Raw genomic sequence first — 26872 nt, 5'->3', positions numbered from 1 at the left:
CTATAGATTCGTGAAACAAGAGTACAATTCTTTATCAAATTTTTTCATGTTGATTTAAGGGAAAAGGGGAATGAAAATGACTGCGGAAGAAACAGCATTAATTACAGATACGCAAGGGTTGCAAGGAAATATTGATATCTCTGGTGTGTACGATACATTAGAAGATTTGCAAAATTCTTATCCTAATGGGAAAGAAGGCTTTTTTAGAATTTCCATTGATGACTCTTTATACACCTATTTAAATGGTTTGTGGATTAGATTAGCAGAAAAAAACAAGGATGATTTAGAACAAAGGAATAGTCCAACTCCTACCCTTCCAGTATATGTTGCAGCAGAACAGAGGTCATCAACATTGATTGACCCCAAAGCATTACCCTTCGGAAATTTTCAAATACAAGTAGTTGCAGGTGTGACCGAAAATATGCCTAAAAATCATTTAGTTGGACAGCACTATATTAGCAAAACGGGTGTTGCCGGCGGGGCCAGAGAATACTATGACTTGATAAATGCTGTTCAGCCTGTTCGTTGGACCGGGGTTAGAAGTGAATACATGAATGAGGAGATTCAATGGACCTATCATGGCTTAAACCATGATGCCTATCTATGTGCATTATCTGCGTACATGTACGATGTAAAAACTAAGAGGGAGAGTTATGAGATAACGAATCGGTTAACTTTTATCCATGAGACAGACACTCATGTTGCCAGACATCAGCATGATATTGGAAGAAATACGATTGCACCATTAAATATTGATAGATTTGAAGAAATAACAACACTACTAAATGACGATTATGATTTTAGATGTCATCTAGGCGACTGGTTTGATGGTGAAGTTCCTAAAGCTGAATCATTTGCTGATCTGTATAGCATTACTAAGGTCTTTTTTCATCGTGATAAGAAAAGCTTTGGTGTAGTTGGTAATCATGATTATAACTGTGTCTATCCTACTACGGTAGTTCCTGCTGACCAACCGAAGGACTTCTTTTCTCATGAAGAGGTGCTAAACTTTTTCCATAAATCAACACATCCCGATACAGTCTATAAAGATAATATGTATTACACGGACTTTATTGATAAGAAAATAAGGGTGATTGTCTTAAATGCGTTCGACAATAAAGTCGTGCCCAATGCTTCTGGCGCTATTAATATTTTAGTTAGAAATACTAGCAGCTATGGAAAGAAACAAGTTGCTGATTATTATAATACGTTAGCGAATACCCCTGCTGATTACAATGTGATTGTTCTAACACATAACACGTTCCAAAACATCATGAACACAACGAAGCAAATTAACGGAACAACAATGAAACAAATAACAGAAGCGTTCCAAAATTCAAAACAGGCTCATGTAATTGAAACAGGCATTAAGTCTGATAATATTGAATACAATTACTATCAATTAACTATGGATATTGACTTTACTGGCAAACCTGCTAATAGAATTATCGGTGTTTTCTCAGGGCATTTGCACGCTGACTATTACAAGAATATTGAGAATATCAATTACATTGTTTCAAAAAATGCTTACTTTTCCGGTGTTGGTCAAGGAGGGATTATTAATACGCTAACTGAATCAGCTTTCGATATAATCGATATTGATTTGGATAAAAAGATTGTCTACTGTAACCGGATTGGATGGGGAAGTGATAAAAAATTTGTTTATGGGGATAACCTATTGATGAATCAAGACCAAGTTTTTACTGCTACTAGTAATGGTGGGGCAAATGAAGTGACCACCCTGGCTCCGTTTTCTGATACTACAATCAATCTAGGATTAGCGAACGGCCAAAAATGTGAAATAAGCATGGATGTGACTATAGATACCCCTGTATCAGGCAATTTTAGAATTGAAACATCCGGTAGTGTTGTTCAATCAATTTTACCAACAACTCAAATAAATACTTTTGAACCTCATGTAACTCAGAGAGTAAGTTATATTATGACCGTTGGCACGTCATTACTCAGCGCTACGAATATCTTGAAAACGGCTATTCGTTGCAATTCGGTTCAGACTGCAACCAGTATTAAATTATCAAATATGAGGATAACACCTCTATAACAATTTCGATTAATTCATATTTAGTGCTTGGTAAAGCTTGGATTAGACCATGGCAAGACTGTAAAAAACGATAGTTAAAGAAGTGCGTTATTGAGGAATGACCTTTATCCTCAGAACTTCACTTCAAAGCTATCGTTTTTAACGTTTAATAAATCGGTAAGGGATAGATGTGTGGGTATTTGCAGGCTCAAATAAAAGTCGAAATGCTTCTTCTCCGCAACGGTCTAAATGGTGATCGACGGTTGAAAAATTCAGGAGATGCCCGGCAAGAAGGTTCTCTTCGCCGATAATGGTGATCGTCTTTTGGTCAATTGTTTGAAGGATACCGGCAGCGACCTCATCGCTGTTAGCGAAAATACCATCCAACTGCGGCAGCTGAGCAAAAAGCTTACCGGCTTTTACGCCGCCTTCGTAGTTACGACAATCAGAAATGACTAAAGAATCTTCCGGAAATCGTCCGTAGACTTTTTTATGGGCATTCAGCATCAAAGCTGTGCTGGGACTGATGGATTTATGTCGCCCGACTGCCAGTCCAATATGCTGCAGCCCAGCAGCCTTGAAATGCTCAAAAACTTCTACGTAGGAGGCTTCTCGGTTAAAGGAAACACAGGAAATAGGATAGCTCCCCGTATCTTCGCAACAGACAATTGGTCCGTATTTCAAATGCTGTTGGATTGTTTCAAAGGAAATAACCTTTGATGTAATGATGAGTCCATCAAAGGCTTTAGCAGCAAGCTGCTTCAAATAATAGGTTTCTTTTTCTGCCTCATAATTCGTCGGCAGCAAGGTGATTTTGTACTCCTCTTTAAAGGCTGCATTCAGCACACCGCTGACAATTTTGTCATAGTAAGGCACATTTGCATAGGGAATTAGTACCCCGATATTTTTTGATAGTCCATAGCTTAAATCTCTGGCCTGTGCACTGGGGACATAATCCAGCTCGTCGATGAGCGCAAGAATTTGTTGTCTTTTTTCTTCAGATACATAGGGGTGTCGATTTAAGACACGAGAAACAGTGGTGACAGAACAATCAGCGAGCCGAGCAATATCACGAATAGTTGTCATGTGGGTCTCCTTGTCATCTGTTTGTTGATCGATACTGAAAGCTTTCGATAGAACGGGGTATCAGCAAGCATACCGCATTTCTTGAAGAGTCGAGTCAGAAGGCTGTAAAGATCGTAAACGAAAACTTCATGCTTAACAGTAGATCACGGTTGGTAATCTGGTTTCTATATAGTGAACGACGCCATTGCCATAATCGACAAAGCGATACTCTTCGTTTTCGCAGGAAAAAGAGAGAGAGGGGCAGTCGTCTTTTTGTACAGCTAATTGAGAGAGCTGAGTCAAGTCTATCGTTTTATTGAAGGCTTTACAATAGCTGTTTAAGCTGTCCAGTTCCATTATACCGTTATTGATGCTGACAGTAACAAAATAAAAATCCATCCCTAAAGTATCGCTATATTCTACAATTGCTTGAATCATGGTCAATTCCTCCTTCGTTTTCTTTACTATACTTTCTGAAACGCGTAACAGGTCAAGCAGAAAATCATAAAAAGGCTTCTCTTTTGTATTTTTCTTAGGGCGGGCATATACTCAAAGCGAGTAAGAGAATTGAAAGGAGACTATCGAATATGTTGAAATTAAGTGAAGGAAAAAAGGCAGCACTGGAACGCTTGTCCTCTGAAAATGGCATTATTGAGGCATTGGCAATTGACCAACGAGGCTCTTTAAAGAAAATGATGGCCAGTTTTGGTGAAAACAATGCAGAAGAGGAAATTATTCATTTTAAAAAGGCGGCTTCCAAAGAGCTAACCAAATATGCATCTGCCATTTTACTTGATCCGGAATATGGTCTGCCGGCCGCTGAAGAACGTGCAGTGAATGCCGGTTTACTTTTAGCTTATGAAAAAACAGGATATGATGTCTCTACCCCAGGGCGGATGCCGGATATTCTCGAAGACTGGTCTGTTACCCGATTGAAGAAACGAGGTGCGGATGCTATCAAGTTTTTACTTTACTACAATCCGGATGATGATCGAAAAATTAATCACTTGAAGCATGTATTTGTGGAACGTCTGGGTAGTGAATGTGAAGGTGAGGACATTCCGTTCTTCCTTGAAATCGTGACCTATGATAGCGAAATTACAGATGTCCATTCTAAGGATTTTGCTCGTATCAAGCCTCGAAAAGTAATTGAATCAACAAGAGAGTTTGCGAAACCGCAATATCATGTGGACGTGTTAAAGCTGGAGGTTCCTGTAGACATGAATTTTGTGGAAGGATTTTCGGATACAGACCCTGTTTATACAAGAAAGGAAGCCTTGAGCTATTTCAAGGAACAAAGTGATACTGCCGACATGCCGTTTATTTTCCTAAGTGCCGGTGTAACAATGGAGCTGTTCCAGAAAACAATCAAATTTGCCAAAGAGGCCGGATCGACCTTCAATGGTGTTCTTTGTGGTCGTGCCACATGGCGTGATGGTGTAAAACCATATGTAATGAACGGCGAAGGGGCTGGAAAAGAATGGTTCCAAACGCAAGGAAGAGAAAATATTGAAACACTAAACGGAATTGTGGAACAAAGTGCCAGCTCATGGCGTGAGAAAGTAGAATAATTCAAAGAATGTCCAAACTGCTGAAGAAGTGAGTGTTTTTCGCTTCTTCAGCAGTTTTTTTAAGTCTAACTGGTATCTAAAAAGATACCTTTTTCATTTTATAAAAGGCTGGTTTTTACATAAAAACGACTATAAATCTAAGTTATCGGTTGACTTTGTAAGCGGTTTTCTATTATACTCATATTGTGGTTACTACCAGTTGGTTTTTTTAAGATTAATTGGATTTGGGAGCTGACCAAGCTCATTCAGCTTTTCTGGTTGTCTAGCTGCACAGAGCAACTTCTTCGACAATAAGATAACTTGTCTTCGACGATAAAGAACATCATCGAGCCAAGTTCCTATATTGCTTAGAAGTAAACCGCTCTGTTCCGCTTTTCTAATTGTCTAGCTTCATGAGTCAGCTCAATCGACGATAAGATAAATTGTCTTCAGTGGTAAAGAGCACCACTGAGCCAATTTTCTATATCGCTCATGAGCTCCCGACTCATTCAGCTTTTCTTATAGTGAAAGGATGTGAAATAATGATTGGTTGTATTTTGACAGGGCACGGTAGTTTTGCTCCTGGGATGATGGGGGCGGTCGAGATGATTGCCGGACCTCAAGAGTTTTTTGAAGTCGTACCTTTTCATGAAGAGGAGGCATTGGAAGTCTTTGAAGAGAGGATTACTCAAGCGGTAGAAAAATTGTCATCCGCGGAAGGCATCGTCATCTTTACGGACCTTCTAGGAGGAACACCGTTTCGAACAGCGATGCTGGCTGCAGCAGATAAGGAACAGGTACAGGTGATTGCAGGAACAAACTTACCGCTATTAATCGAAGGCAGCGGACTGCGTCATGGGTATGATTCTGTTGAGGCGTTTATCCAAGCGATTCTGACGATTGGCAAAGAGGGCTTAGTACACGCAACACTTGATTTGAACGAGAAATCAACGGCAGACGATGAGGAAGAAGGGATTTAATCATGTGGCAGAATATCTTAGCATCATCAATCGTAATGATTGTCTTTCTGGGAGTGATGGCACTTGTTTATTATCTTCTCAATTATAAAAACGTCAAAGCTCAGAAAGACCATTACCGTAAGCTTCATCAAGAGCTCGCTGTCGGTCAACAAGTTATTTTCTTAAATGGAATCTACGGCACGTTAACTAGAGTGGGAGATGAGACCGTTGATGTAAAAGTAAAATCCAATGCAGTAATGGAAGTATCAAGGTTTGCTATTTCGGAGGTTGTAAAAAAGGCGTCTTGATTTTGAGATTGTCAGTGAAGCAGTATAGCTTAGTCACGCTTTAGTGAGAATCAGTTAACAGCTTTCGGAGCATGAAGTGTTAAGCTCCGGAAAGTAGAAGGACCTTTTATTACAGTCTTTTTAATAAATAGCGCAAGAAAGGGGAAGAGAAACATGCCGAATATTTTACTGACACGTATCGACAATCGCTTGATTCATGGACAGGTGGCAACACAATGGAACGGTTCAATTGGTTCCAATCTGATATTGGTGGCAAATGATAAGGTGGCAGGAGACAAGGTCAGACAAGGTTTGATGGATATGGCTGCGCCAAACGGTGTTGCAACACGCTATTTCACCTTACAGAAGACCATTGATATCATTCATAAGGCTTCAGCAAACCAAAAGATTTTTATTATTGTTGAGAATCCGGAAGATGTGCTGACGCTGGTGGAAGGTGGTGTACCGATTAAGAAAGTCAATATTGGCAATATGCACATGGCTGAAGGAAAAAGACAAGTAGCAACGACTGTAGCAGTTGACGATCAGGATGTAGAAGCATTCAGAAAGCTGCAGGATGCAGGTGTGGAATTAGAAATCCGACGTGTACCGACAACGCCTGTAGAAGACACAAAGAAACTTTTTAGTTAGAGCTGGAAAGGAGATAAAAAAATGGATTACAGTATTCTGCAAATATTATTAGTGTTTTTAGTAACCTTTATTGCGGCAATTGATCAGTTCAGTTTTTTAGAGTCCTTATATCAGCCAATCGTAACCGGGATGGTTATTGGGTTGATTTTAGGAGATTTACAAACGGGTTTGATTGTTGGCGGAACCTATCAGTTGATGACAATTGGAAATATGCCGGTTGGAGGCGCACAGCCGCCAAATGCGGTTATTGGTGGGATTATGGCAGCTGTACTGGCCATCACACTGAAGCTTGAACCGACTGTAGCTGTTGCAACAGCGATTCCATTCTCATTGCTAGGGCAGTACGGCGTGACATTGATTTTCTCATTGATGTCTCCGGTAATGACAGTAGCAGACAATTATGCACATGAAGGAAATACAAAAGGAATTGATAAAATCAATTACTTGGCAATGCTGGCTTTGGGAAGTATTTTCGGTATTATTGTTGTTTTATTCTTTATTGGTGGTCAGGCATTTGGACAAACCGTGGTTGATGCGATTCCTGAATGGCTGATGGGCGGTCTAAGTGCTGCCGGTGGTATGATGCGTTATGTCGGGTTTGCCATTTTGCTTAAGGTGATGGTATCAAGAGATATGTGGGGCTTTTACTTCTTCGGTTTTGCCATGGCAGTTATTGTAATGGCTGCACCAAGCTTGAGTGGTCCGGCATTGATTATTCTAGCATTCATCGGCTTTGCACTGGCTTTCTGGGATTATCAAGTTCAGACGAAATTCAAACAGTCCGCAGCTACTAATGTTGGAGGTGACGAAGATGGCATATAACATTCCTGATAACTATCAAAACACCACACCAGCCAATCAGCTGGATAAAAAGACGTTAAATAAAATGGTCTGGCGTTCGTTGTTCCTGCAGGCATCCTTCAACTATGAGCGGATGCAGGCTGGTGGTTGGCTGTATTCGATTCTTCCGGGGTTGAAAAAAATTCATGGAGACAACAAAGATGATTTGTCTGCATCTATGAGTCATAACCTTGAGTTTTTCAATACACACCCATTTTTAGTGACATTCGTGATGGGGATTGTGCTTTCGTTGGAACAAAACAAAGCGGATATCCCGACAATTCGTGCGGTTCGTGTAGCAGCCATGGGGCCTCTGGGCGGTATTGGTGATGCCTTGTTCTGGTTCACGTTGGTTCCGATTACTGCTGGTATTACATCAAATATGGCCATCGACGGCAATATTGCTGCACCATTCATTTTCTTACTGGTATTCAACATCGCTCAGTTCGCTTTACGTTTCTTCCTGATGAATTGGTCGTATAAGCTGGGGACAGATGCAATCGGTGTGCTGACAGAAAATGCCAAAGAGTTCACTCGTGCAGCAAGTATTTTGGGGATTTTCGTTGTAGGTGCGTTGACCTGTGTGTATGGTGCAACCAAAGTAGATGTCAAGATTCCAAATGGAACAACCAGTGCGCTGTACTCTGTTACTGAGGTGGTGCCTGCTGCCGATGTTCATAAGTATGATGAATATATCTACAAAAAAGATGATAATGGCAAGCTGACAGATGAAGTACAAGATGCCGGGGCAGATGAAAAAGCGCTGGGTGTTAAAGAATTAGCTACTGGTAATTTTGAAGTAACGTACAATCAAAATGAAACAAGAGATGTAACAATTAATATTCAGGAAATTCTGGATGGTATTCTACCTCAGATGATTCCATTGGCGTTAACGATGATGCTATACTTCTTCCTGGCAAAACGTGGCTGGACACCGCTGAAATGTATTGGGCTGGTATTAGTCATTGGATTAGTCGGCTCCGGATTTGGTCTATGGCCAACTATCTGGCCGTAAGAGCGACTGTAACAGAAGGAATCAACGAGAACCAATGGCAAGCTGATTGGGAAGCAGTTTCTTATATTGCTTATGAGCTCCCAAGTCTGTTCAGCTTTTCTGATTGTCTAGCTTCATGAGTCAGCTCAATCGGCGATAAGATAAATTGTATTCAGTGAACATAATACAAAATTTATAATATGTATCTACGGTTCTCATTTTACTGCGATCCTCGATACAAAACGTTACACTTGGTCCGTTTTCCTATATCGCTCATGAGCTCCCGACCCATTCAGCTTTTCTCACAATCTCTGTTCAAACCATTGTATTTCAGTAAAAGAATAGGTAGACTTATCATGTGGTAATTACCACTTGCTAGTAGCAGGAAAAAAATCGTCGATTTTTATAGATAAATGATAGATAGACTCAGATTCAACACTCTGTTTTTCCACATAAAGTGTGAGTGTTGAACTGGCAAAATCGGCTTTTTGCAAGCTGCTTATTCGGGAGGGGAAGACTTTGGAAAGAAAGAGAAGACAACCATTGTATGACCAGTTGGTTGATTTATTGAAAGAACAAATTGAAAATGAATTGAAACCGCATGCGATGCTTCCGTCAGAACGCGAGTTATCCGAGAAATACGGACTGAGCCGGACGACGGTTCGCTTGGCATTGCAGGAATTAGAAAAGATGGGCTATATCTATCGTCAACACGGCAAAGGAACCTTTGTCTCTTCAATCAGTCAAGAGGTGACTAATCTGACTGGAGGGTACAGCTTCACGGAGCAAATGAGGTCTTTAGGCAAAGAGCCGGTGACAACCATCTTGGAATTTCGAATTGTGGAAGCAAACAAGTTTTTTGCAGAGCATCTGAATCTTTCTCTGGGAGAAAAAATCATCAAAATCAAGAGATTGAGGAGTGCGGATGGTTTGCCAATGATGGTAGAACGTTCCTATCTGCCTTACAAAAAGTTTATGACGATGAAACGAGAAGATTTAGAAGTAAAACCGTTGTATGATTTGTTTGCGGAAGATTACGGTGAAACAATCAAGCTGGCGGAAGAGGAATTTTACGCAAGTATTGTAAGTGATAATGATGCGAAGCAGTTGGATGTGCCTTATAGCGCACCGAGTCTCAATCTGGTTCGGACAACCTATAATATAAAGAATGAAGTGATCGAGTTCACGTTAAGTGTTGCTCGTGCAGATAAGTTCCGCTATAAGGTACGCCATGTTCGCTGACTAAAACAAGGAGGCGCATGCTGAATGTTTGAAAAGAATGCCGACATTTTAGAAAAAATGGGTGCGGATATCACAACAGGTGAAATCAAACAACAGCCTGAATTATGGCAGGAAACACTGGAAATTTATAAAAAAAATGAGGAAGCAATCCACGCTTTTCTCGAAAAGATAAAAAAGACGACTGACCGAAAAATTCGCGTGATTTTTACCGGAGCGGGAACCTCTCAATACGTTGGAGATACCTTGGTTCCTTACTTAACGCGAAACGGCGACAACCACAGCTTTTCATTTGAGAGTATTGGTACAACAGATATCGTGGGTGCACCTTACGACTATTTATTACCGGAGGAACCGACGATTCTCGTATCCTTTGCCCGCAGCGGCAATTCTCCGGAAAGCTTGGCGGCAGTTGCTGCAGCAGATAAAATCGTCAAACAGCTCTACCATATCACCATTACCTGTGCGGCGGATGGTCAGTTGGCATTGGCAGCTGAAAATGAAGAGAACATCTTATTGCTGTTGATGCCGTCGAAATCAAATGATAAAGGCTTTGCCATGACAGGCAGCTTCACCTGCATGACCTTGGCGGCATTGTTGATTTTTGATCAGGAATCCTTGGAACAAAAAACAGCATATGTTCAGGCGATGCAGGAGCTGGGACATGAAGTAATTCAGCGGGAAGCAGAAATTGAAGCAGTGTTGGCTCGTGACTATCATCGAATCGTTTATCTGGGCTCGGGCTCATTAAGCGGCTTGACGAGAGAAGCACAGCTGAAGGTGTTGGAGCTGACAGCGGGAAAAATTGCGACGGTGTTTGACTCTTCGCTAGGGTTTAGACATGGACCAAAATCATTTGTCGATCAGCAAACGTTACTGTTTGTCTTTATCAACAATGACCCATATACAAGAAAATATGATGTAGATATTTTAAATGAGGTTCATGGTGACGGTATTGCGGCAGCGATTGTAGGTATTGGTCAAGGAGAGGCAGCATCTTTTGCCGGAACACCATTTACTTATTCGAATCAAGAGGTTCTGTTGCCGGAGGCCTATCTGGTATTGCCGGATATTCTATTCGCACAGACTGTGGCACTGCACAGCTCGATTAAGGTAGGGAATACGCCGGATACACCTTCTCCTACAGGGACCGTCAATCGTGTTGTTCAAGGGGTGACAATCCACGAGCTTTAAAAAACAGTGATTGGGAGAAATATGGAGGAAACGGCCTATCTGCTTCTATTCCTCGAATGCCCATATTAGTCAGGAAAGTATTTTTCTGAATAGGTATTCGTTACATGGAAGATATAGCTTTGCGTGAAAGCTGTCGTAAAAAAGAAGCGGTCATATCCTCATCATATTGTTCAAGGGGCCGGGATATTAGTAAATGGGCTAATATCTCTGTCACTGTTTTTAGTGTACCCTTTTACTCAAAAAGTTGATTTTTTAAGAGCCACGAAATAAGAGAGAAAAGGAAGCAGGCTTGCATTATACACAAATCAGAATAAACGGTGGGACAAAAGCAACACTACACTTCGTTCCGATCTCATCAAATGCTAGGCTCTAAAGAGCCAAGTCTTTGAAGGTCTTCGGCAATAAGCCGAAATTTAGCAAAAATTTGTAAAGCAATTTTCGTAAATTTCTTCTTATGGCTTGAAGTTAACCGCTTCTGTCTCAGCCTCGATAACAGAAAGAAGGAAATAGAATGAGTGACTACTTTATTTATGCAGATCGTTTCTTTTTGAAAGGTGGTGTAGAAACGGCTGGCTATCTGAAAGTGACTGATGGCTGCTTTGGAGAGTTTACAAAAGATAAGCCGCTAGGAGAAATTGTTGATTACAGCGGTTGTTGGATTGCTCCGGGGCTGGTGGATACGCATATTCATGGATTTATGGGACATGATGTGATGGACAATGACTTTGATGGGATTAAGGAAATCTCAAAAGGCTTGCTTAGCTGTGGCGTGACCTCCTTTTTACCAACTACGCTGACGGCAGGGGTTGAAACTTTGAATGAGGTAACAGCTTCAATTGGTGAACATTACCAAGAGGTTGAGGGTGCGAAGATTCGAGGCATCTTTTTTGAAGGACCATTTTTTACAGCGGAGCATAAAGGGGCGCAAAATCCTGATTATTTTTCTGATCCGGATATCGAGGTGTTTAATCACTGGCAGCAGTTGGCAAATGGATTGATTAAAAAAATTGCCTTGGCACCGGAAAGGCCAGGTGCAACTGAATTTATCGAGGCTGTTACTAAACAAGGTGTGGCAGTCGCTTTGGGACATAGTGCTGCAACGTATAATCAGGCAAAAGCAGCTATTCATGCCGGAGCATCTATTTTTGTTCATACCTACAACGGCATGAGCGGGTTGAATCATCGCGAGCCTGGAATGGTCGGAGCGGCGATGCATACAAAAGAAGCCACGGCTGAATTGATTTGCGACGGACATCATGTTCATCCCGCGGCAGCGGAAATCTTAATTCGAACGAAGACGCCTGAAAAAACAGCGTTGATTACTGATTGTATGCGGGCAGGTGGTATGCCGGAAGGGGAATATACATTAGGTGAGTTTCCAGTAGAGGTGAGGGCTGGTGCGGCACGTCTGACCTCTAATGGTAGTCTGGCTGGGAGTATCCTCCAGCTGTTTGATGGCGTGAAGAATGTTGTAGCCTGGGACATTGCGACAGTGGAGGAAGCGATAAAAATGGCTTCCTTTGTACCGGCACAAAGTGTGGGAATCGATGATTGCTGCGGTAGTATTCAATCTGGTTTAGCCGCAGATTTTCTAGTTATTCGTCCGGATATGACATTGCTGGAAACCTATTTAGACGGAAAAGCTGTTTATAAAAATGAAGAGAACGATTGAGAAGGAGATAGAAAGATGCTGAAATTAAGTAAAGGGAAAAAAGCGGCAATAGACCGCTTATCAACAAAAGATGGTTTGATTGAGGCGTTGGCCATTGATCAGCGGGGCGCATTGAAAAAAATGATTACAGCATTAGGCACTGAAGCCACCGGTGAACAAATCAGTGATTTCAAGGAACAGGTCTCAAAGGATTTGACACCCTTTGCTTCTGCCATTTTACTCGACCCTGAATATGGTTTGGCAGCAGCTAAGGCTCGTGATGAGGAAGCGGGCTTGCTGCTGGCCTACGAAAAAACCGGTTATGATGCTTCAACACCAGGCCGACTGCCGGATCTTTTGGAAGACTGGTCGGTTCTGCAGTTGAAGGAACAAGGCGCAGATGCCATTAAATTTTTACTCTATTATGATGTAGATGAAGCGGCAGAAATCAATCATTTAAAGCATGTCTTTATTGAACGACTAGGTAGTGAATGTATTGGGGAGGATATCCCATTTTACTTGGAGCTGGTTTCTTACGATGCACAGATTTCAGATGCTTCATCACCGGAATATGCGAAAGTTAAACCTCATAAAGTAATCGAAATGATGAAGGAGTTTTCGAAGGAGAAATACAAGGTAGATGTTCTAAAGGTTGAAGTCCCTGTCAATATGAACTATGTGGCTGGGTATGCGGATGAAGGGGTTGAGACTGTTCATTCAAGAGAAGAAGCGTTGATGTATTTCAAGGAACAGAGTCAAGCAACACCTCTGCCGTTTATTTTCCTAAGCGCAGGTGTTTCAGCAGCTTTGTTCCAACGGACGTTGGAATTTGCCAAGGAAGCCGGCTCAACGTTCAACGGTGTTCTTTGTGGACGGGCGACATGGAAAAATGGTGTTCAGCCTTTTGTGGAAAATGGAGCAGGCGCTGCGCATGATTGGTTGCTTTCAGAAGGAAAAAGTAATATTGAAACCTTGAACGAGGTGGTTAACCGTACAGCGTCTTCTTGGCATGATAAGGTGGAAGTGGAGTAGCAATTGTAGGGGAAGAGTCACATAATGATCTAGAAAGTAAAATGAAAATAGGAATAGAGGTTTGGCGGCTGGCAAAGGGTTTACGCCAGTCGCTGTTTGTATAGAAGGAGGATGTCAAATGATAGTGACAATAACAATGAATCCATCAGTGGATATGTCTTATCCATTGCCTCATTTAAAGTTAGACGATGTCAACCGTGTGGCAGAAGTATCCAAGACAGCAGGAGGGAAAGGGCTGAATGTTTCTCGTGTGCTGCATGAGCTGGGGAAAGAGGTTTTGGCAACAGGCGTCATCGGCGGACATCTTGGTGCATTTATCAAGGATCAGTTGACGGCAGCAGGGATTCTCCATGATTTCACAGAGATAAAGGAAGAGTCGCGAAATTCGATTGCCATTCTCCATGATGGAGGGAAGCAGACGGAGCTTTTGGAAAAGGGACCATTTGTCACTCAGGAAGAGGAGCAGCGATTTATCCTCCGCTACCAATATTTATTGAAAAAATGTTCTTTGGTGACAATTTCCGGAAGTCTTGCGGCAGGTTTATCAGTAAATTTATATGAACAGCTGATTGAATTGGCTAATAGAGAACAGGTACGTGTATTGCTGGATACCTCAGGAGAATCGTTAAAGGCAGCTGTAGCCTCTAAAAATAAACCTTATTTAATTAAACCGAATGAAACGGAAATTGCGGAGCTGTTAGGGATTGCGAAAGCAGAGAAAACGTCCTTGATTGAGCAGCTGCAGCACCCATTATTTGATGGAATTAGTTGGGTTGTTGTTTCTATGGGCGCGGCGGGAGCAATAGCTAAGCATCACCAAAAATTTTATCGTGTGACGATTCCCAAAATTGACGTGGTCAATCCTGTAGGTTCTGGGGATGCGACGTTGGCAGGACTGGCAGCTGGAATTAAAGACGGCTGTTCTGATGAAGAGCTGTTAAAATGGGGGATGACGACGGGGATGCTGAATGCGTTAGAAGTGAAAACAGGCCATATTAATCCGAAGAAGGCGGCAGGCCTCTTCAAACAAATCACTATCGAACAGGTCGAAGAATAACGTTTGTTTGCTCATTCGGTCACAAATATTGGAAATCGCCTTGCACATCGCTTTTTCTTACCTTATAATTTTTACATGACGATGTAAGCATGAAAAAAATGAACAGAAAAGAAGGTAGAGCGTATGAAAATTGGTATTCCGAAAGAAATAAAAATTGGTGAGAACCGTGTGGCATTACCTGCAGCAGGTGTTTTAGACTTAGTGAAGGCCGGCCATGAAGTATTTGTAGAGACAAATGCGGGGGCAGGCGCGTCAATTAAGGATGAAGAATATACAGCAGTTGGTGCCACGATTGTAGCGTCCGCTGAAGAAGCATGGGCACAGGAATTGGTACTGAAGGTCAAAGAACCGTTGGCAGAAGAATACCGATTTTTAAGAGAGGATCTTGTTCTGTTCACCTATCTGCATTTAGCAGCGAACAAGCCATTGGCGGAAGCGTTGATGAAGAGCAAAATTAAAACAATCGCTTATGAAAGTGTGCAGCTTGAAAATGGCGCATTGCCATTGCTGTCTCCAATGAGTGAAGTAGCCGGTAAATTAGCAACACAGATTGGTGCAAAATGCTTGGAGAAGGTTCCGGACGGGAAAGGAATCTTGTTGGGCGGCGTACCGGGTGTACGTAAAGGGAATGTAACGATTATCGGCGGCGGTATCTCAGGTACGAATGCAGCGAAGGTTGCTTTGGGGATGGGTGCAGATGTTACAATTTTAGACGTCAGCACAAAACGTCTGCAGGAGTTGGACGATCAGTTCAGTGGTTCAGTGAAAACCCTGATGTCCAACCAATTCAATATTCAAGGGTCTGTTGAGCATGCTGATTTAGTCATTGGTGCTGTTCTGCTGCCGGGTCACAAAGCACCGGTACTGGTAACCGAAGACATGGTTAAATCAATGCCTGAGCATTCTGTGATTGTTGATATTGCCATCGACCAAGGTGGTATCTTCGAGACAATCGACAAGGTAACAACACACGATCAGCCAACATATACGAAGCATGGCGTTATTCATTATGCAGTAGCCAATATGCCGGGAGCAGTACCGCAAACCTCTGCGTATGCTTTGGCAAATGCGACATTGCCGTATGTGATGGAGCTGGCGAACAAAGGCTTTACAGAAAGCATCAAACAAAATTCTGCATTGAAAAAAGGAGTCAATACAATCGGCGGTGCGATGACAAATCCGGCAGTAGCCGCAGATTTAGACTTGCCGTATACGGATGTTGACACATTGATTGGGTAAAAAATAAAAAAACGGAAATCCTGAGAGAAACAGGATTTCCGTTTTTTTATTTATAGTTCAGCTGTTTCTTGCAAATCAGCCCATTCTTTTCTCAGCATCGAGTAGTACAAACGATCAACATACGCACCGTCGATATAAAAGAACTCCCTCAGCTTTCCTTCATAAACAAATCCGCTCTTCTCTATGACTCGCTGAGAAGGCATGTTTGTCGATTTGTGGCAAACCTGTACCTTATTCAAGTGAATCTGTTCGAATCCATAATGTAGGATAGCAGTAACGGCCTCGGTCATTAGCCCTTGATTTTGAAATGCTTCCCCGATACAATACTCGATTTCACCAAAATGGTTGGTATCATCAACTAGAAAATAAGCAATTTGTCCGATACATTCATTGGTTTCCTTCAGACAGATAGCCCAACGATAAAAGTTTTTACCGGCGTAAGAGGTGATCCACTTGTCTAAGAGTGTGGCAGTCTCTGTTTCTGTTGTGTAAATCGGTTCAGAATACATTTTCTGAATAGCCGGATTTGCAATCCAGTTTTTCCGCATCGCTGCGTTATCCTCACGTTTAAATGGCCGAAGGGTTAATCGTGAAGTATAAATTGTTTGTGTTCCTGTATGTGTCAATGTCATAAGCATTCCTCCTATGTATAGTTGTTGCGTATAAAATCTAATTTTGGTGAGCAGAGAAAGGAACGGGACTATGTTGTTTTCTGATTGCCCATATCCCCAAGGTAAACTGAATGACGCCCACGCAGAAGAAAATGACATGAAGTGCCACAATATCCCAAATCATTACGCATTGAATGATAATCCAAGAAAAGAGAATGGCACCAACCAAACACTGATAATAAGGAAATTCAGGCAGTTTTTTTAGTGTCAGAAAACCAACGAGAAAGTTACCGCCTCCAAGTACCAGCAACAGAAACAGCCCTGGGATTAAAAAGCTTGTAAACGGTGAATTGACCAGCATACTGGAATCAATACCAACAGCTTCTCTTGCTCCGGCATTCAAAGCCAGAAAGCTTCCGGAAGATGCCCCAAACCCCATGAGCAAATTGAAAAAGAGAAATACCCAACGCATCATCATTTTTTCCTCCCTAATTTCTAATTTATAGCGAGTATACCATGTTTCATCCGTGAGGGAATGAGGCTGGGGAATGATTTTTTTCAAAAGAAAGAAGGAAAAAAGCCGCTTTTGATTTGTAAGGATAGAGTAAAAAGGTGTATGATTTTATGGAATCTGTATTTAAGTGGAGAGTAAAGACAAAAGATGAACGATTTTTTCAATAAGAATATTATCTTTTACTGGGCGAACACTAATGACAGAGATGAAAATTAAGGAAGGTTTGTTTTTTAAAGAAAATGAAATATTACTGATTTAAAAGTGATATCATAGATGTATTGAAAGAAAGTAAGCATGTAATACAACAGTATGTTGATTGAATAGTTGGGTTCAATCGTTCGTTTCATTTTCTGTGTTGCCACTATGGGTTGGTGAGCAAAATAGAAATAAGTAAATGATAGTGTATGCTGTTTCTGTATGATTCAGGTAGCGGTGCTACTGTCTCTGAGTTATATAGTCAATGTTCCTGAATATTTGGGAGAATTATTTAGGATGATTGTATGAAGTGAATAATCGAAGAAGCAATCTGATTTTATATAGGCAGGTAATTTCTTCTTATCAGTTCATATGAGGGTGAGTTTGGAAAGTAGTAAAAAAAGTGAGGAGAAACATATGAAACGTATGGATAAAAAGGTTTTGGTTGAAGAGGAAGAAAGACGCAGCATAGTGTGGATGCTTGGTGTGCTATTTTTTTGTGCGCTGGTGTTCAGCTATTTCATGCCAAATACGCTTGGAGATGATGTGACCTATCTAAATAGGCTCAATAGACTCGGTTATTTTGGTGGAGCAATTGATCATTACATGGGGTGGAGCTCAAGAATTATCATTGAGACTGTACTGATGTTTTTATCAAAATATTTTATTCTATGGAAATTGTTGAATGCAGCGATAATGACCGGTACTGTTTATTTTCTAAATAAATACCTGCTATCAACGATAAATACGAAAACATTGCTGCTTACTTTCAGCGTGTACTGTATGATTCCCCTGAAGATGATGGGAGAATCCGGCTGGGTTGCTACGTCATTGAATTATCATTGGGCGGTTTTTTGTGCTTTAGTCGCCTTTTATCCATTTTACAAACGGCTTAAGGATGAGGAACTGTCGACGACGGCCTTTGTGTTAAGTATCATCGCATTGATTTATGCGGCAAATCAAGAGCAAGTAAACTTATGCTTCTTGGTGTTTACTATTTTGGTAAGTATTTATTTAATTAAAACGAACCGTTTTGATTTTAAATTGACCACTTTTCTTATTATAAGTGTCGTAGGGCTCTTTATGTTTCTGCTGTCTCCGGGAAATAGTGCCCGACTTGCAGTAGAATTGAAAGCTCACTATCCGGATTTTGGCGATTATTCATTTATTGAGAAAATAAATTTGGGTGTCTTATCTTTTGGAAAGCCGTTTTTCTTAGATTTCAATATTTTGTTCTTTTTGATATTTGCATTAGTTTTCTTCTTAGTGTTTACAAAAAGAAAAAGCTACAACGCATGGATTTTTGCAGGCTTCCCAGTAGTATTGAATCTTGCCATATTTCTGGGCAACTCGACGAAACCGGGATTTTCTCATTATGCAGCAAGTGAGAACACGCTAACTTTCTCTTCCGAGCAGTTAAGTGAATGGTTTTCAGGAGCACGACCTAGATTGTCATTTCTGCATCCGGCTAGTTGGATGGCTATGCTGCTGATTTTAGGGCTGCTTGCTTGTTTGAGTATTGGATTGATATTAAGCTTCGATAATCCGAAAAAGAGGATGGCAGCAGTTCTGCTGTTGCTGATGGGTGCCTCTGCACGGATAATCATTGGATTTTCTCCAACACTTTGGGTATCTGGTATTCGAACATACTATGTTACGTATGTGGTTGCTGCCATGCTGGTGTTGATGCTCATAGATGAGTTAGAGGGACAGAAACGAGAGCGGTTTACTGCCGTCGTGACGCTGTTGGGAATTTGTGCATTTATCCTGACCTTTTTTAACAAGTAGCTTTACTGTAGCAGTGGATTCAATGACTCATTGCTGTAAAGAACGAGTCTTAAGAAGCTGATAGGAGCAGCTGCCGCAGTATTGAATTTTTTACCGACTTAAAAATAGAAAAATCTTCCGGAACAGTGGGTTCCGGGAGATTTTTTATGTTATTAAGCAGTTCGACCAGAGGGACACTCTGGTATATTGATTATAACTGATGCGTGGCTTACTCCGGCTATGCTTGTCCATATACATAAACTTAACCATGCTTTTAGAAATTGATAGAATTACTAACGAAATAGTTTCAAATGCTTGGCGTTTGTATTTCTTCCAATTGAAGCGGAAGAAATGTCTACTTTTTAATTTGTAAGCGGAAACATATACTGATATCAGAAAGGAAAATACTTTTATGAAAACAAGAACAGTTGAGTTGCTTCAAAAAGTGAGTTCATCAAAGTATCCAATTAAAGCAGAAGTGCTGGCGGCTGATTTCAATGTGAGTCAACGCACGATTCGGACCGAGATTCTTGAAGCAAATGAATGGCTAGCCAATAATCAGTTACCTGAAATAATGACAATCCGAAGCAAAGGCTTCTTCATAAAACAGAGTGAAACTGACCGGAAATTATTGGAGGCTGCGCTGCAAAATCTCAAGGGCGATTTGTTGAATCGACAGGAGCGGACCTTTGACATCGTTCTGTCGATTGCCTACGGAAAAGCTCCGATTTATCTCAATCGAAAAGAAGAAGAGTTTCAAATTTCCAAAAGTACCATAGATGAAGATATGCGTCGATTGAGAGCTGATTTACTGAAATATGGAATTGAAGTTGTCAGCTATGGAAAGCAAGGATTGTCGTACAAGGGACCGGAACGATCCATTCGAACGATGCTGTATGATTTGATTAATCAACAGTTGGGAATGATTGATTTTTCCATGAATAAAGATCCGAAAGTAACACCCGTGCAACGAATCTTCAATACGTACTTTGATTTAGAAGACATCAGGAAGCTGGGGGAAATTTATTCGAGTAAGCTGCCTAATCAAGAAGATGATATCTACAAAAATCAGCTATTGCTTTTCACGTTAATTTGGATTCAACGTGTAAAAAGACATGAGCTCATCTCGGCAGTAAGCTGGAAAAATGCAGATTTTGAAGATGATAATTTCTCTGACTTCATTGATTTAGTTGTTACTGAATTTCAATTGACAGAGGTACCCCAGGTGGAACGAAATTATATCCATTTCACGATTGAGACGTTCAATACAAGAGATATATCCAACACGTTGGAGTGGGTGCAGGCACAGCTGTTGACGATTCAGCTGATTCAATTTGTAGAGCATGAGACACATATCCCTTTTCATCTAAAGGAAGAACTATTGTGTGAGAGTCTCTATAAACATATGGCAGCGCTCATCATTCGAATAAAGAATGATGTTCAGGTCTTCAATCCGCTTAAAGAAAACATTCGAACCAATTACTACCCAATCTATCGAGCGGTTTCTCAATTTGTTCCGACAATTGAAGAGGTAGTTGGTGGACGAATGACAGAAGATGAACGTGCCTTTCTCGTTATTCATTTTTCGACCGTCGCCAGTGCAATCAATCGTGATTTGACCTATATTTATAAATCGGTTGTGGTGTGTAATCACGGAATAGCAACCGGAAACCTGTTGGCGGAAAATTTAAAAGAGAAGTTTCCGCAAATTGAGGTAGTGGCAGTTTTGAGTTCTAAAGAGGTAGAACTGGTAGATAAGCTGGATGTTGATTTGATATTCAGTACGTTCAATCTTACTTACAGCAACAAACCGTCACTGGTGATTGACCCAATCCTTACAGAGGTCAACAGTCCGATAATCGAAGATTTTTTGCGGAAAAACGATGAGCTTCTACGGCTGGAGCCGAGTGGTAATGAGTCTACCGAGCTGTTTACTAAAATCTTGACCATTGTAGAAGAAAGCGGCGGTCGAGTTGATCGAAGTATTTATTCTCAAATGGAGACGCTGTTTGAAGACAACAATCTAGAAATCAATAAAAGGGAGATTCAACCAATGTTAAAAGACATCCTAACAGATAATCACATCATGATTAGAGAAGCAGCAGCAACTTGGCAGGAATCAATTGAGTTAGTCGCAAAGCCGCTGCTGAAAGAAAATATCATTGAAAAACGTTATGTTGATGCAATGATTCACGCAGTAGACGAGTACGGACCGTATATTGTGATAGGCAAGCATCTGGCTCTGGCACATGCAAGACCGGAGGATGGTGCCAACAAACTGGGAATCAGTGTTGCTACGATAGACCAGCCTATCAACTTTGGGAATCTCGATATGGACCCGGTAAAAATTATCTTCTGTCTTGCGGCTGTTGATTCCTATTCGCATTTGACAATCATGAAGGAGCTGATTGAGCTGATTAATGACGAGGCCAAGCTGAACCAGCTAATAGATTGCACAACGATTCAGGCATTTAAGCAGCTGCTTTTTACAGAAGAAGGAAAATGAAAAGGAGGAGATTAACGATTTAGGCGCAAAAGAACACAAAAATGTGCAACAAAGCCGGTCAAAAATAATGACAAAGAGCAAAGACAACGAATCGTTGGAAAAAAAGAATCAGCCAGTTACCTGAATTATTTCTACAAAAATATAAAGGAGACCAAACAAATGAACAAACTAAATATTTTATTCGTATGTGGTGCAGGACTGGGCAGCAGTTTTGCAGCACAAATGTCAGCAGAGGACGTACTGAACAAACTGGGGGTAGAAGCAAAACTGGACCATTGCGATATTTCTTCTGCTGTTTCCATGAAGCCGGATGTGATTATTACGGCTGAGAATTTCCGTTCGCAATTCGAGAAATTTACGATTGACCCTGATACAGCAATGATTTATTTGAAAAATATTGTTTCCAAAGTTGAGATTGAAGAGAAAATTACTCCGGTCTTACAGGACAAGGGAGTTATTTAAAAAAAGAAATGAGGGGAAAGAAAGATGGGTATTATCAATTTTATTATTGAGAACATTTTGACACAGGCATCAATCACGATTGCACTGATAGCGATGCTGGGGCTGATTCTGCAAAAGAAATCAGTAGGCCAGATTATTTCAGGAACGTTGAAAACTCTTTTAGGCTTTCAGGTATTAAGCGCCGGTTCAGGGATTATTGTTGGCAGTTTAACGTATTTTGGTCAGATTTTTACTGAAGGTTTTCAAATGCAGGGGATTATTCCTTCGATTGAGGCAATCAACGGTCAGGCTATGAATGAGTTAGGATTGGGAAGAGATATTGCTTTAACCTTCTTAGCGATTTTCGTCTTTAATATTTTGCTGGCTCGTTTTACGAAATGGAAATACATCTTTTTAACAGGTCAGGCGATTTTATGGATGGCAACAATGACGACTGTGTTTGGGTATTTTGCAGGATTACGAGGCTTGGTACTGATTTTAGTAGGTGGATTTGTCGGCGCTGTTTTTGCAATCGCCATGCCGGCCATTGCACAGCCGATTATCCGCAAGGTGACTGGTTCTGATGATATTGCTTTAGGACATTTTTGTACAATCGGGTATTTGTTCGAAGCAGGTGTTGCTAAGATTTTTGGCGAAAAGGGCGAGAATAAGAAGTCCATTGAAGATATTAAGCTGCCATCACATTTTGAATTTTTACAGGATACGTATTTGTCAGTAATGGTGGTTATGGTTCCTTTGTATATCGTTACGGTATTGTTTGCCGGAGAAGCGTTTGCCGCTGAATTATCCGGGAATCAAAATTATATTATGTTTGCTTTTCTTCAGGCGATTCAGTTTGTGGTCGGGGTGTACGTATTGCTTGCCGGCGTTCGTTTATTGCTGGGCGAAATTGTACCGGCATTCCGAGGGATTGCGATGAAGCTGGTTCCAGATGCGATTCCGGCATTAGACTGCCCTGTGTTTTTCCCTTATAGCCCAAATGCCGTGATATTAGGATTTATCACGACAACGATTGGAACCATCATTGCCATGTTTACATTACCGATGTTTGGTCTTGCGATGATTCTACCGGGCATGCTGACGAATTTCTTTGCTGGTGGGACTGCCGGGATTTTCGGGAATGCAGTAGGAGGGAGACGCGGCGCAATCATTGGAGGAATTGCACATGGTTTCTTTATTACATTGCTTCCGGCATTATTGGTAACAATTTTTAATTCAATGGGCTTTGTTAATGCAACTGCAACAGATGTAGATACGGTTGTAGCAGCACTACTGTATGCATGGCTGCTGAGCCCGATTTTGAAAGCATTCTAATCTGAAAGTAGGGAAAGTCAATGTTCGGACTTTTTAAAAAGAAAGACAAAAAACCGGAGAAAGAAATCGCAGTTCTGCCTCCGGAGGTAGTAGAAAAACTTCAATCAGAAATTGAACAATTGAATCAAGAAATTTTAACCACCCAAGATAATAATAAACTGGCAGAACTTTTTGAGCAAGTGGGACTTAAATTATCCGATGTGAATGAAAAAGATCAGGCCATTGAAAAGCTGGAAAAAAGCTTGGAAAGTAAGCAAAGCATCGGTGATGGCTATAAAAAACTGATGAGTTTGTATAACGAAAAACGAGCTGAGGCAGCAAGAGCCGGTGACGATCAGGGCATCGATTATTATATGGGAAAAATGGACGAGATGCGTCAAATAGCGAAAAAAGTAACGATTACCGGAAATAACTAAAAAGAGATAAGGCGGATTTAATTATGTATACAACATTAAAAGAAGTAACAAAAACAGCAGAAGAATTGAACTTTACAGTCGGTGCATTTAATACACATAACTTGGAAATGCTGCCGGATATGTTGCGGGCGGCGAAAGAAATGGGTGCACCGATTATTATTCAAACTAGCGTAGACACAGCGAAATACATTGGTATGAAGGTCTTGGTGAATGTGATGAAATCCATTGCGGAGGAAGAAATGGTAGATGCCGTACTCCACTTGGATCATGCCCGTGATTTTGATGATATTAAAGAGGCCATTGACAGTGGTTATACCTCTGTCATGTACGATGGCTCCCACTTACCATTTAAGGAAAATATTTTGAAAACCAAAGCAGTTGTTGATTATGCACATGCAAAAGGTGTCTCTGTTGAAGGTGAGCTTGGAACAATTGGCGGTACAGAGGAAGGAATTCATGTTGCTGAAGATGACAAGGTCTATACAAAACCGGAGGATGCCGTGGAATTTGTTAAGGCTACAGGGGTAGATGCCTTGGCGATTGCAATTGGTACCAATCATGGACAATTCAAATCTAAAACAGAGGTGAATATTCCATTGTTGAAAGAGATTGATGCGGTTGTCGATGTTCCCTTGGTTATCCACGGTGGTACAGGGGTGAAGGAGGAGGACTATCCGGAGCTGATAAATAACGGTATACGTAAGTTTAATGTCGGTACAGAGCTGTTAGTAAATTGGACAAAAACCGCAAAAGAATCCTTTGGTGAGACAGAGGTCAATAAATCATTGCGTCATAATGTTATTCCGGCGAATGAGGTAGTAAAAGAAATCGTTTCTCATAAGATTGGTTTGTTCATGAATTTGGAAAGTCCGACAAATTTGGGGAAGTGAGGGCAATGAAAAAGTATTTTATCCTCTTGGCAGGAAGCCCGGGTACAGGAAAAACCTATCTGATGAATAAGCTTCGAGAACGATTTCCTGATATGTATGCCATCACGTTGGATGAAATCAAGGAGTATTATGCAGAGTCCATTGGTTTTAATCACTTGGAGGAACGTGCGGCACAGGAGCAAACCAAGGTTTATCCATTCTACTATAAGGCGTTAGACCTCTATATGGAGGCGGGGAAGAAGGTAGTTGTGTCGGAATATCCTTTCAGCGACAAGCAAAAAGACCAGCTGCAGTCGCTAGCTGAAACGTATGGCTATGAAGTAATTACTATCAGGCTTACCGCCGATTTTGAGGTACTATGGGAGCGCCGCTGCAAACGAGATCGAGAACCGGAGCGTCATTTGAGCTATATTATGACGCATTACCATTATGGCGATGTTTTGGAGGATCGTTCTCTGGCAACGAATCACATTACCAAGGAAGCATTTAAGAAGATTATCTCAGATAGAAAGTACGATGACTTCGAGCTGGGGACGCTTTATGAATTTGATGTGACAGATTATGGGAAGGTTGACTATGCCCCGCTGCTGGATAAGCTGGAGGAGCAGATAAAGTCCGAGGAATAAAAAATACTAAAACCTGAGAAGGAAACCGACTTGCAGCGGCTTTCTTCTCAGGTTGTTTTTTCTCTTCGATTTTTAGTCTATCTGTTTATTGTTGCGCATCAATCAGTCGTTCCGCTAAAGCATAATCCCCTTCGTAAGGAACATCTTCCTTCCCAACTTTTTGGAAAAGGTCAGCACCCTTTCCGGCAATCACGACAGCATCTTCAGGCTGGCTGGCAGTCAACGCCGCTTGAATCGCTTTTTCCCGATCAATGATAATTTGGAAATCAACAGTTGGTTCAATATGTTCGGCGATTTGTTCTGAAATCTGCTGCGGGTCCTCTGTTGCGGGATCATCTGTCGTTAGCAAGGCGATATCCGCCAAGTCAGACAGGACCTCCCCGAAATCTTTCCGACGTGAAATAGCTTTATCGCCGGGGCTTCCCAATACAACGATGATTCGTCCGTTCGGATGCTCTTCTTTGACGAACTGTAGTAAGCTTTGAAGGCTGACATAGTTATGGGCATAATCCACATAAACCTTTGCGCCATTCGTGTGGGTTAACTGCTCCATCCGGCCGGGAACCACTGTATCTGCAATTCCCTGCTTGCAATCCTCACCGGAAGCACCGGATAAGCCGGCAGCGATTGCGGCACTTAGCGCATTGCCCATATTGAATTCACCGCCAAGACGAAGCTGATAATCTCCGGCAAGATGAAGTGTATCCAGTTTAGAGCTTACAGAGAAAGCCAATGAGTTTTGTGAATCTTTTGTATATACATAATCTGTTTCTCCATCTTCTGTATTGCCATAGGTAACCATTGGTGTTTCGGTCATTTCAGCAGTTTCTTTCAATAAATGGAAGTAATCAGATTCGCGATTAACGATGATTTTCTTTGAATGAGCAATCAACTGTCGCTTGCAATAGAAATAATCATCAAAGGTTGGGTGTTCGATTGGGCTGATGTGGTCCGGCGAAATATTCAAAAAGATGCCGACATCGTAAAACAGTCCATAAACACGCTGCACCTTATAGGCTTGAGAAGAAACCTCCATGACAAAATGAGTCATCTTGTTTTCAACCGCCTCCGCCATCATACGATAGAGATCCATTGATTCCGGGGTAGTCAGTTGAGATTTGAAAAAGTTTTTTCCGTCTAATGTAGAGTTCATTGTAGAAAGCATCGCCGTTTTGTTATTGGTTGTATAATCCAGAATGAACTTTGTAAAGTAAGCGGCGGTCGTTTTCCCTTTAGTACCGGTGAAGGCAATCAAAGTCATCTTGGTTTGAGGATAATCGAAAAACAACATGCTCAGAACAGCCATGGCTTTGCGGATATCGGTTACGATGAAGCCTAATTCAGCATCTGTTTCATAAGGTGTTTCGGAGACATAGAATTTCAAGCCGTCAGCAACAGCTTTTTTTAAGTATTCTTCTTTGAAGCCTAAACCTTTACAAAAAAAGAGGGTACTCTCAGAAACCTTTCGTGAGTCATAAGAGAGCTCGTGGATTTGTGTTGCAGTCAATTTATCAGGAAGAGACAAAGACCAGTCTGTGGTGGTTACAATCTCTTTCAAAAGCTGTTCTTTTAGTAAGCAGGTGCGGATATCTGTCAATGTGATACTCATGTTATCAACCTCCATGTGATGAGCCGTCGTTTTCCGTCCAGTCGCTCGATTGGCGACGTCACTGTTTATCATACAATTTCAAGACAAAAACATCAAGGCAGCAGAACGCATCCAAACGGTCGAATCGTTGGACTTGCGACGGGAGTAAGAGAAGCTGCCTGAT

At 41.3% G+C, this 26872-nt stretch carries 26 protein-coding genes; 21 read left to right on the top strand and 5 right to left on the bottom strand.

Translation table 11 applies throughout. The features are described 5' to 3' along the window. The first annotated feature begins 76 nt into the window (after nucleotides 1-76). Nucleotides 77-2062: a hypothetical protein gene (locus IW510_RS04340; RefSeq protein ID WP_202057260.1), complete on the top strand. Its 1986-nt coding sequence runs from the start codon at nucleotides 77-79 to the stop codon at nucleotides 2060-2062. A 138-nt stretch (nucleotides 2063-2200) separates the two neighbouring features. On the opposite strand, the gene IW510_RS04335 is transcribed toward IW510_RS04340, so the two are convergent. Then, nucleotides 2201-3127, bottom strand: a complete 927-nt coding sequence (locus tag IW510_RS04335; RefSeq protein WP_202057258.1) for a LacI family DNA-binding transcriptional regulator — start codon at nucleotides 3125-3127, stop codon at nucleotides 2201-2203. A gap of 132 nt (nucleotides 3128-3259) precedes the next feature. After that, nucleotides 3260-3544, bottom strand: coding sequence for a hypothetical protein (locus IW510_RS04330; RefSeq protein WP_202057256.1), 285 nt, complete (start codon nucleotides 3542-3544; stop codon nucleotides 3260-3262). 149 nt (nucleotides 3545-3693) lie between these two features. Between IW510_RS04330 and lacD (IW510_RS04325) the strand changes: the two genes are divergently transcribed. The 13 genes from lacD (IW510_RS04325) to ald all read left to right on the top strand — a co-directional run bounded on the left by lacD (IW510_RS04325) (nucleotide 3694) and on the right by ald (nucleotide 15799). Beyond that, entirely contained in the window at nucleotides 3694-4677 is a 984-nt protein-coding gene (gene lacD / locus IW510_RS04325) for a tagatose-bisphosphate aldolase (protein WP_202057254.1), read from the top strand. A gap of 521 nt (nucleotides 4678-5198) precedes the next feature. Beyond that, a complete protein-coding gene (gene agaF, locus IW510_RS04320) occupies nucleotides 5199-5636 on the top strand; it encodes a PTS galactosamine/N-acetylgalactosamine transporter subunit IIA (protein ID WP_202057252.1) in 438 nt (145 codons plus the stop codon). A 2-nt stretch (nucleotides 5637-5638) separates the two neighbouring features. After that, nucleotides 5639-5923 (top strand): preprotein translocase subunit YajC, encoded by a 285-nt coding sequence (gene yajC, locus IW510_RS04315; protein WP_202057251.1) that lies wholly within the window; start codon nucleotides 5639-5641, stop codon nucleotides 5921-5923. 153 nt (nucleotides 5924-6076) lie between these two features. Then, nucleotides 6077-6553, top strand: coding sequence for a PTS N-acetylgalactosamine transporter subunit IIB (gene agaV / locus IW510_RS04310; protein WP_202057243.1), 477 nt, complete (start codon nucleotides 6077-6079; stop codon nucleotides 6551-6553). Nucleotides 6554-6574: 21 nt separating this feature from the next. Then, nucleotides 6575-7375, top strand: a complete 801-nt coding sequence (locus IW510_RS04305; RefSeq protein WP_202057239.1) for a PTS mannose/fructose/sorbose/N-acetylgalactosamine transporter subunit IIC — start codon at nucleotides 6575-6577, stop codon at nucleotides 7373-7375. Further along, nucleotides 7365-8408 (top strand): PTS system mannose/fructose/sorbose family transporter subunit IID, encoded by a 1044-nt coding sequence (locus tag IW510_RS04300; protein WP_202057237.1) that lies wholly within the window; start codon nucleotides 7365-7367, stop codon nucleotides 8406-8408. The genes IW510_RS04305 and IW510_RS04300 overlap by 11 nt, the downstream gene beginning before the upstream one ends. After that, complete coding sequence (locus tag IW510_RS04295; RefSeq protein ID WP_202057235.1) at nucleotides 8387-8527, top strand: hypothetical protein; 141 nt, start codon at nucleotides 8387-8389, stop codon at nucleotides 8525-8527. The genes IW510_RS04300 and IW510_RS04295 overlap by 22 nt, the downstream gene beginning before the upstream one ends. 379 nt (nucleotides 8528-8906) lie before the next feature. After that, nucleotides 8907-9629 (top strand): GntR family transcriptional regulator, encoded by a 723-nt coding sequence (locus tag IW510_RS04290; protein WP_202057234.1) that lies wholly within the window; start codon nucleotides 8907-8909, stop codon nucleotides 9627-9629. Nucleotides 9630-9653: 24 nt separating this feature from the next. Further along, entirely contained in the window at nucleotides 9654-10820 is a 1167-nt protein-coding gene (locus tag IW510_RS04285) for an SIS domain-containing protein (RefSeq protein ID WP_202057233.1), read from the top strand. Nucleotides 10821-11331: 511 nt separating this feature from the next. Further along, the gene (nagA, locus tag IW510_RS04280; RefSeq protein ID WP_202057228.1) at nucleotides 11332-12492 is read left to right on the top strand and encodes an N-acetylglucosamine-6-phosphate deacetylase; all 1161 of its coding nucleotides are present in this window, start codon (nucleotides 11332-11334) and stop codon (nucleotides 12490-12492) included. A gap of 15 nt (nucleotides 12493-12507) precedes the next feature. Beyond that, nucleotides 12508-13503 carry a tagatose-bisphosphate aldolase gene (gene lacD, locus IW510_RS04275; protein WP_202057226.1) on the top strand — a complete coding sequence of 332 codons (996 nt, stop codon included), beginning with the start codon at nucleotides 12508-12510 and terminating at the stop codon, nucleotides 13501-13503. A gap of 118 nt (nucleotides 13504-13621) precedes the next feature. Beyond that, nucleotides 13622-14560, top strand: coding sequence for a hexose kinase (locus tag IW510_RS04270; protein WP_202057225.1), 939 nt, complete (start codon nucleotides 13622-13624; stop codon nucleotides 14558-14560). Nucleotides 14561-14683: 123 nt separating this feature from the next. Continuing rightward, nucleotides 14684-15799 (top strand): alanine dehydrogenase, encoded by a 1116-nt coding sequence (gene ald / locus IW510_RS04265; protein WP_202057224.1) that lies wholly within the window; start codon nucleotides 14684-14686, stop codon nucleotides 15797-15799. Nucleotides 15800-15849: 50 nt separating this feature from the next. On the opposite strand, the gene IW510_RS04260 is transcribed toward ald, so the two are convergent. Together IW510_RS04260 and IW510_RS04255 are read right to left on the bottom strand one after the other, a co-directional pair. After that, on the bottom strand, nucleotides 15850-16431 hold the full coding sequence (locus IW510_RS04260; protein ID WP_202057223.1) for a GNAT family N-acetyltransferase: 582 nt from the start codon (nucleotides 16429-16431) through the stop codon (nucleotides 15850-15852). A gap of 37 nt (nucleotides 16432-16468) precedes the next feature. Further along, nucleotides 16469-16888 carry a hypothetical protein gene (locus IW510_RS04255; protein WP_236674593.1) on the bottom strand — a complete coding sequence of 140 codons (420 nt, stop codon included), beginning with the start codon at nucleotides 16886-16888 and terminating at the stop codon, nucleotides 16469-16471. A gap of 648 nt (nucleotides 16889-17536) precedes the next feature. Between IW510_RS04255 and IW510_RS04250 the strand changes: the two genes are divergently transcribed. The 7 genes from IW510_RS04250 to IW510_RS04220 all read left to right on the top strand — a co-directional run bounded on the left by IW510_RS04250 (nucleotide 17537) and on the right by IW510_RS04220 (nucleotide 25100). Then, nucleotides 17537-18907, top strand: a complete 1371-nt coding sequence (locus tag IW510_RS04250; protein WP_202057222.1) for a DUF6056 family protein — start codon at nucleotides 17537-17539, stop codon at nucleotides 18905-18907. 391 nt (nucleotides 18908-19298) lie between these two features. Continuing rightward, the gene (locus IW510_RS04245; RefSeq protein WP_202057220.1) at nucleotides 19299-21392 is read left to right on the top strand and encodes a BglG family transcription antiterminator; all 2094 of its coding nucleotides are present in this window, start codon (nucleotides 19299-19301) and stop codon (nucleotides 21390-21392) included. A gap of 159 nt (nucleotides 21393-21551) precedes the next feature. Next, nucleotides 21552-21854: a PTS sugar transporter subunit IIB gene (locus IW510_RS04240; RefSeq protein ID WP_202057219.1), complete on the top strand. Its 303-nt coding sequence runs from the start codon at nucleotides 21552-21554 to the stop codon at nucleotides 21852-21854. 24 nt (nucleotides 21855-21878) lie between these two features. Next, nucleotides 21879-23168 carry a PTS sugar transporter subunit IIC gene (locus IW510_RS04235; protein ID WP_202057217.1) on the top strand — a complete coding sequence of 430 codons (1290 nt, stop codon included), beginning with the start codon at nucleotides 21879-21881 and terminating at the stop codon, nucleotides 23166-23168. Between the two features lie 20 nt (nucleotides 23169-23188). Then, a complete protein-coding gene (locus IW510_RS04230; RefSeq protein WP_202057215.1) occupies nucleotides 23189-23584 on the top strand; it encodes a tetratricopeptide repeat protein in 396 nt (131 codons plus the stop codon). 23 nt (nucleotides 23585-23607) lie between these two features. After that, nucleotides 23608-24474 carry a class II fructose-bisphosphate aldolase gene (locus tag IW510_RS04225; RefSeq protein WP_202057211.1) on the top strand — a complete coding sequence of 289 codons (867 nt, stop codon included), beginning with the start codon at nucleotides 23608-23610 and terminating at the stop codon, nucleotides 24472-24474. A gap of 5 nt (nucleotides 24475-24479) precedes the next feature. Further along, nucleotides 24480-25100: an AAA family ATPase gene (locus tag IW510_RS04220; RefSeq protein ID WP_202057209.1), complete on the top strand. Its 621-nt coding sequence runs from the start codon at nucleotides 24480-24482 to the stop codon at nucleotides 25098-25100. 85 nt (nucleotides 25101-25185) lie between these two features. Here the strand turns inward: IW510_RS04220 and IW510_RS04215 are convergent, their stop codons facing one another. Then, on the bottom strand, nucleotides 25186-26709 hold the full coding sequence (locus IW510_RS04215) for a UDP-N-acetylmuramoyl-L-alanyl-D-glutamate--L-lysine ligase (RefSeq protein WP_202057208.1): 1524 nt from the start codon (nucleotides 26707-26709) through the stop codon (nucleotides 25186-25188). Nucleotides 26710-26872 lie beyond the last annotated feature (163 nt).

The organism is Enterococcus sp. BWR-S5 (assembly GCF_016745255.1).
In the GTDB taxonomy this organism is placed as follows: Bacteria; Bacillota; Bacilli; order Lactobacillales; family Enterococcaceae; genus Enterococcus_L.
This window is presented reverse-complemented; position numbering and strand designations above follow the sequence as displayed.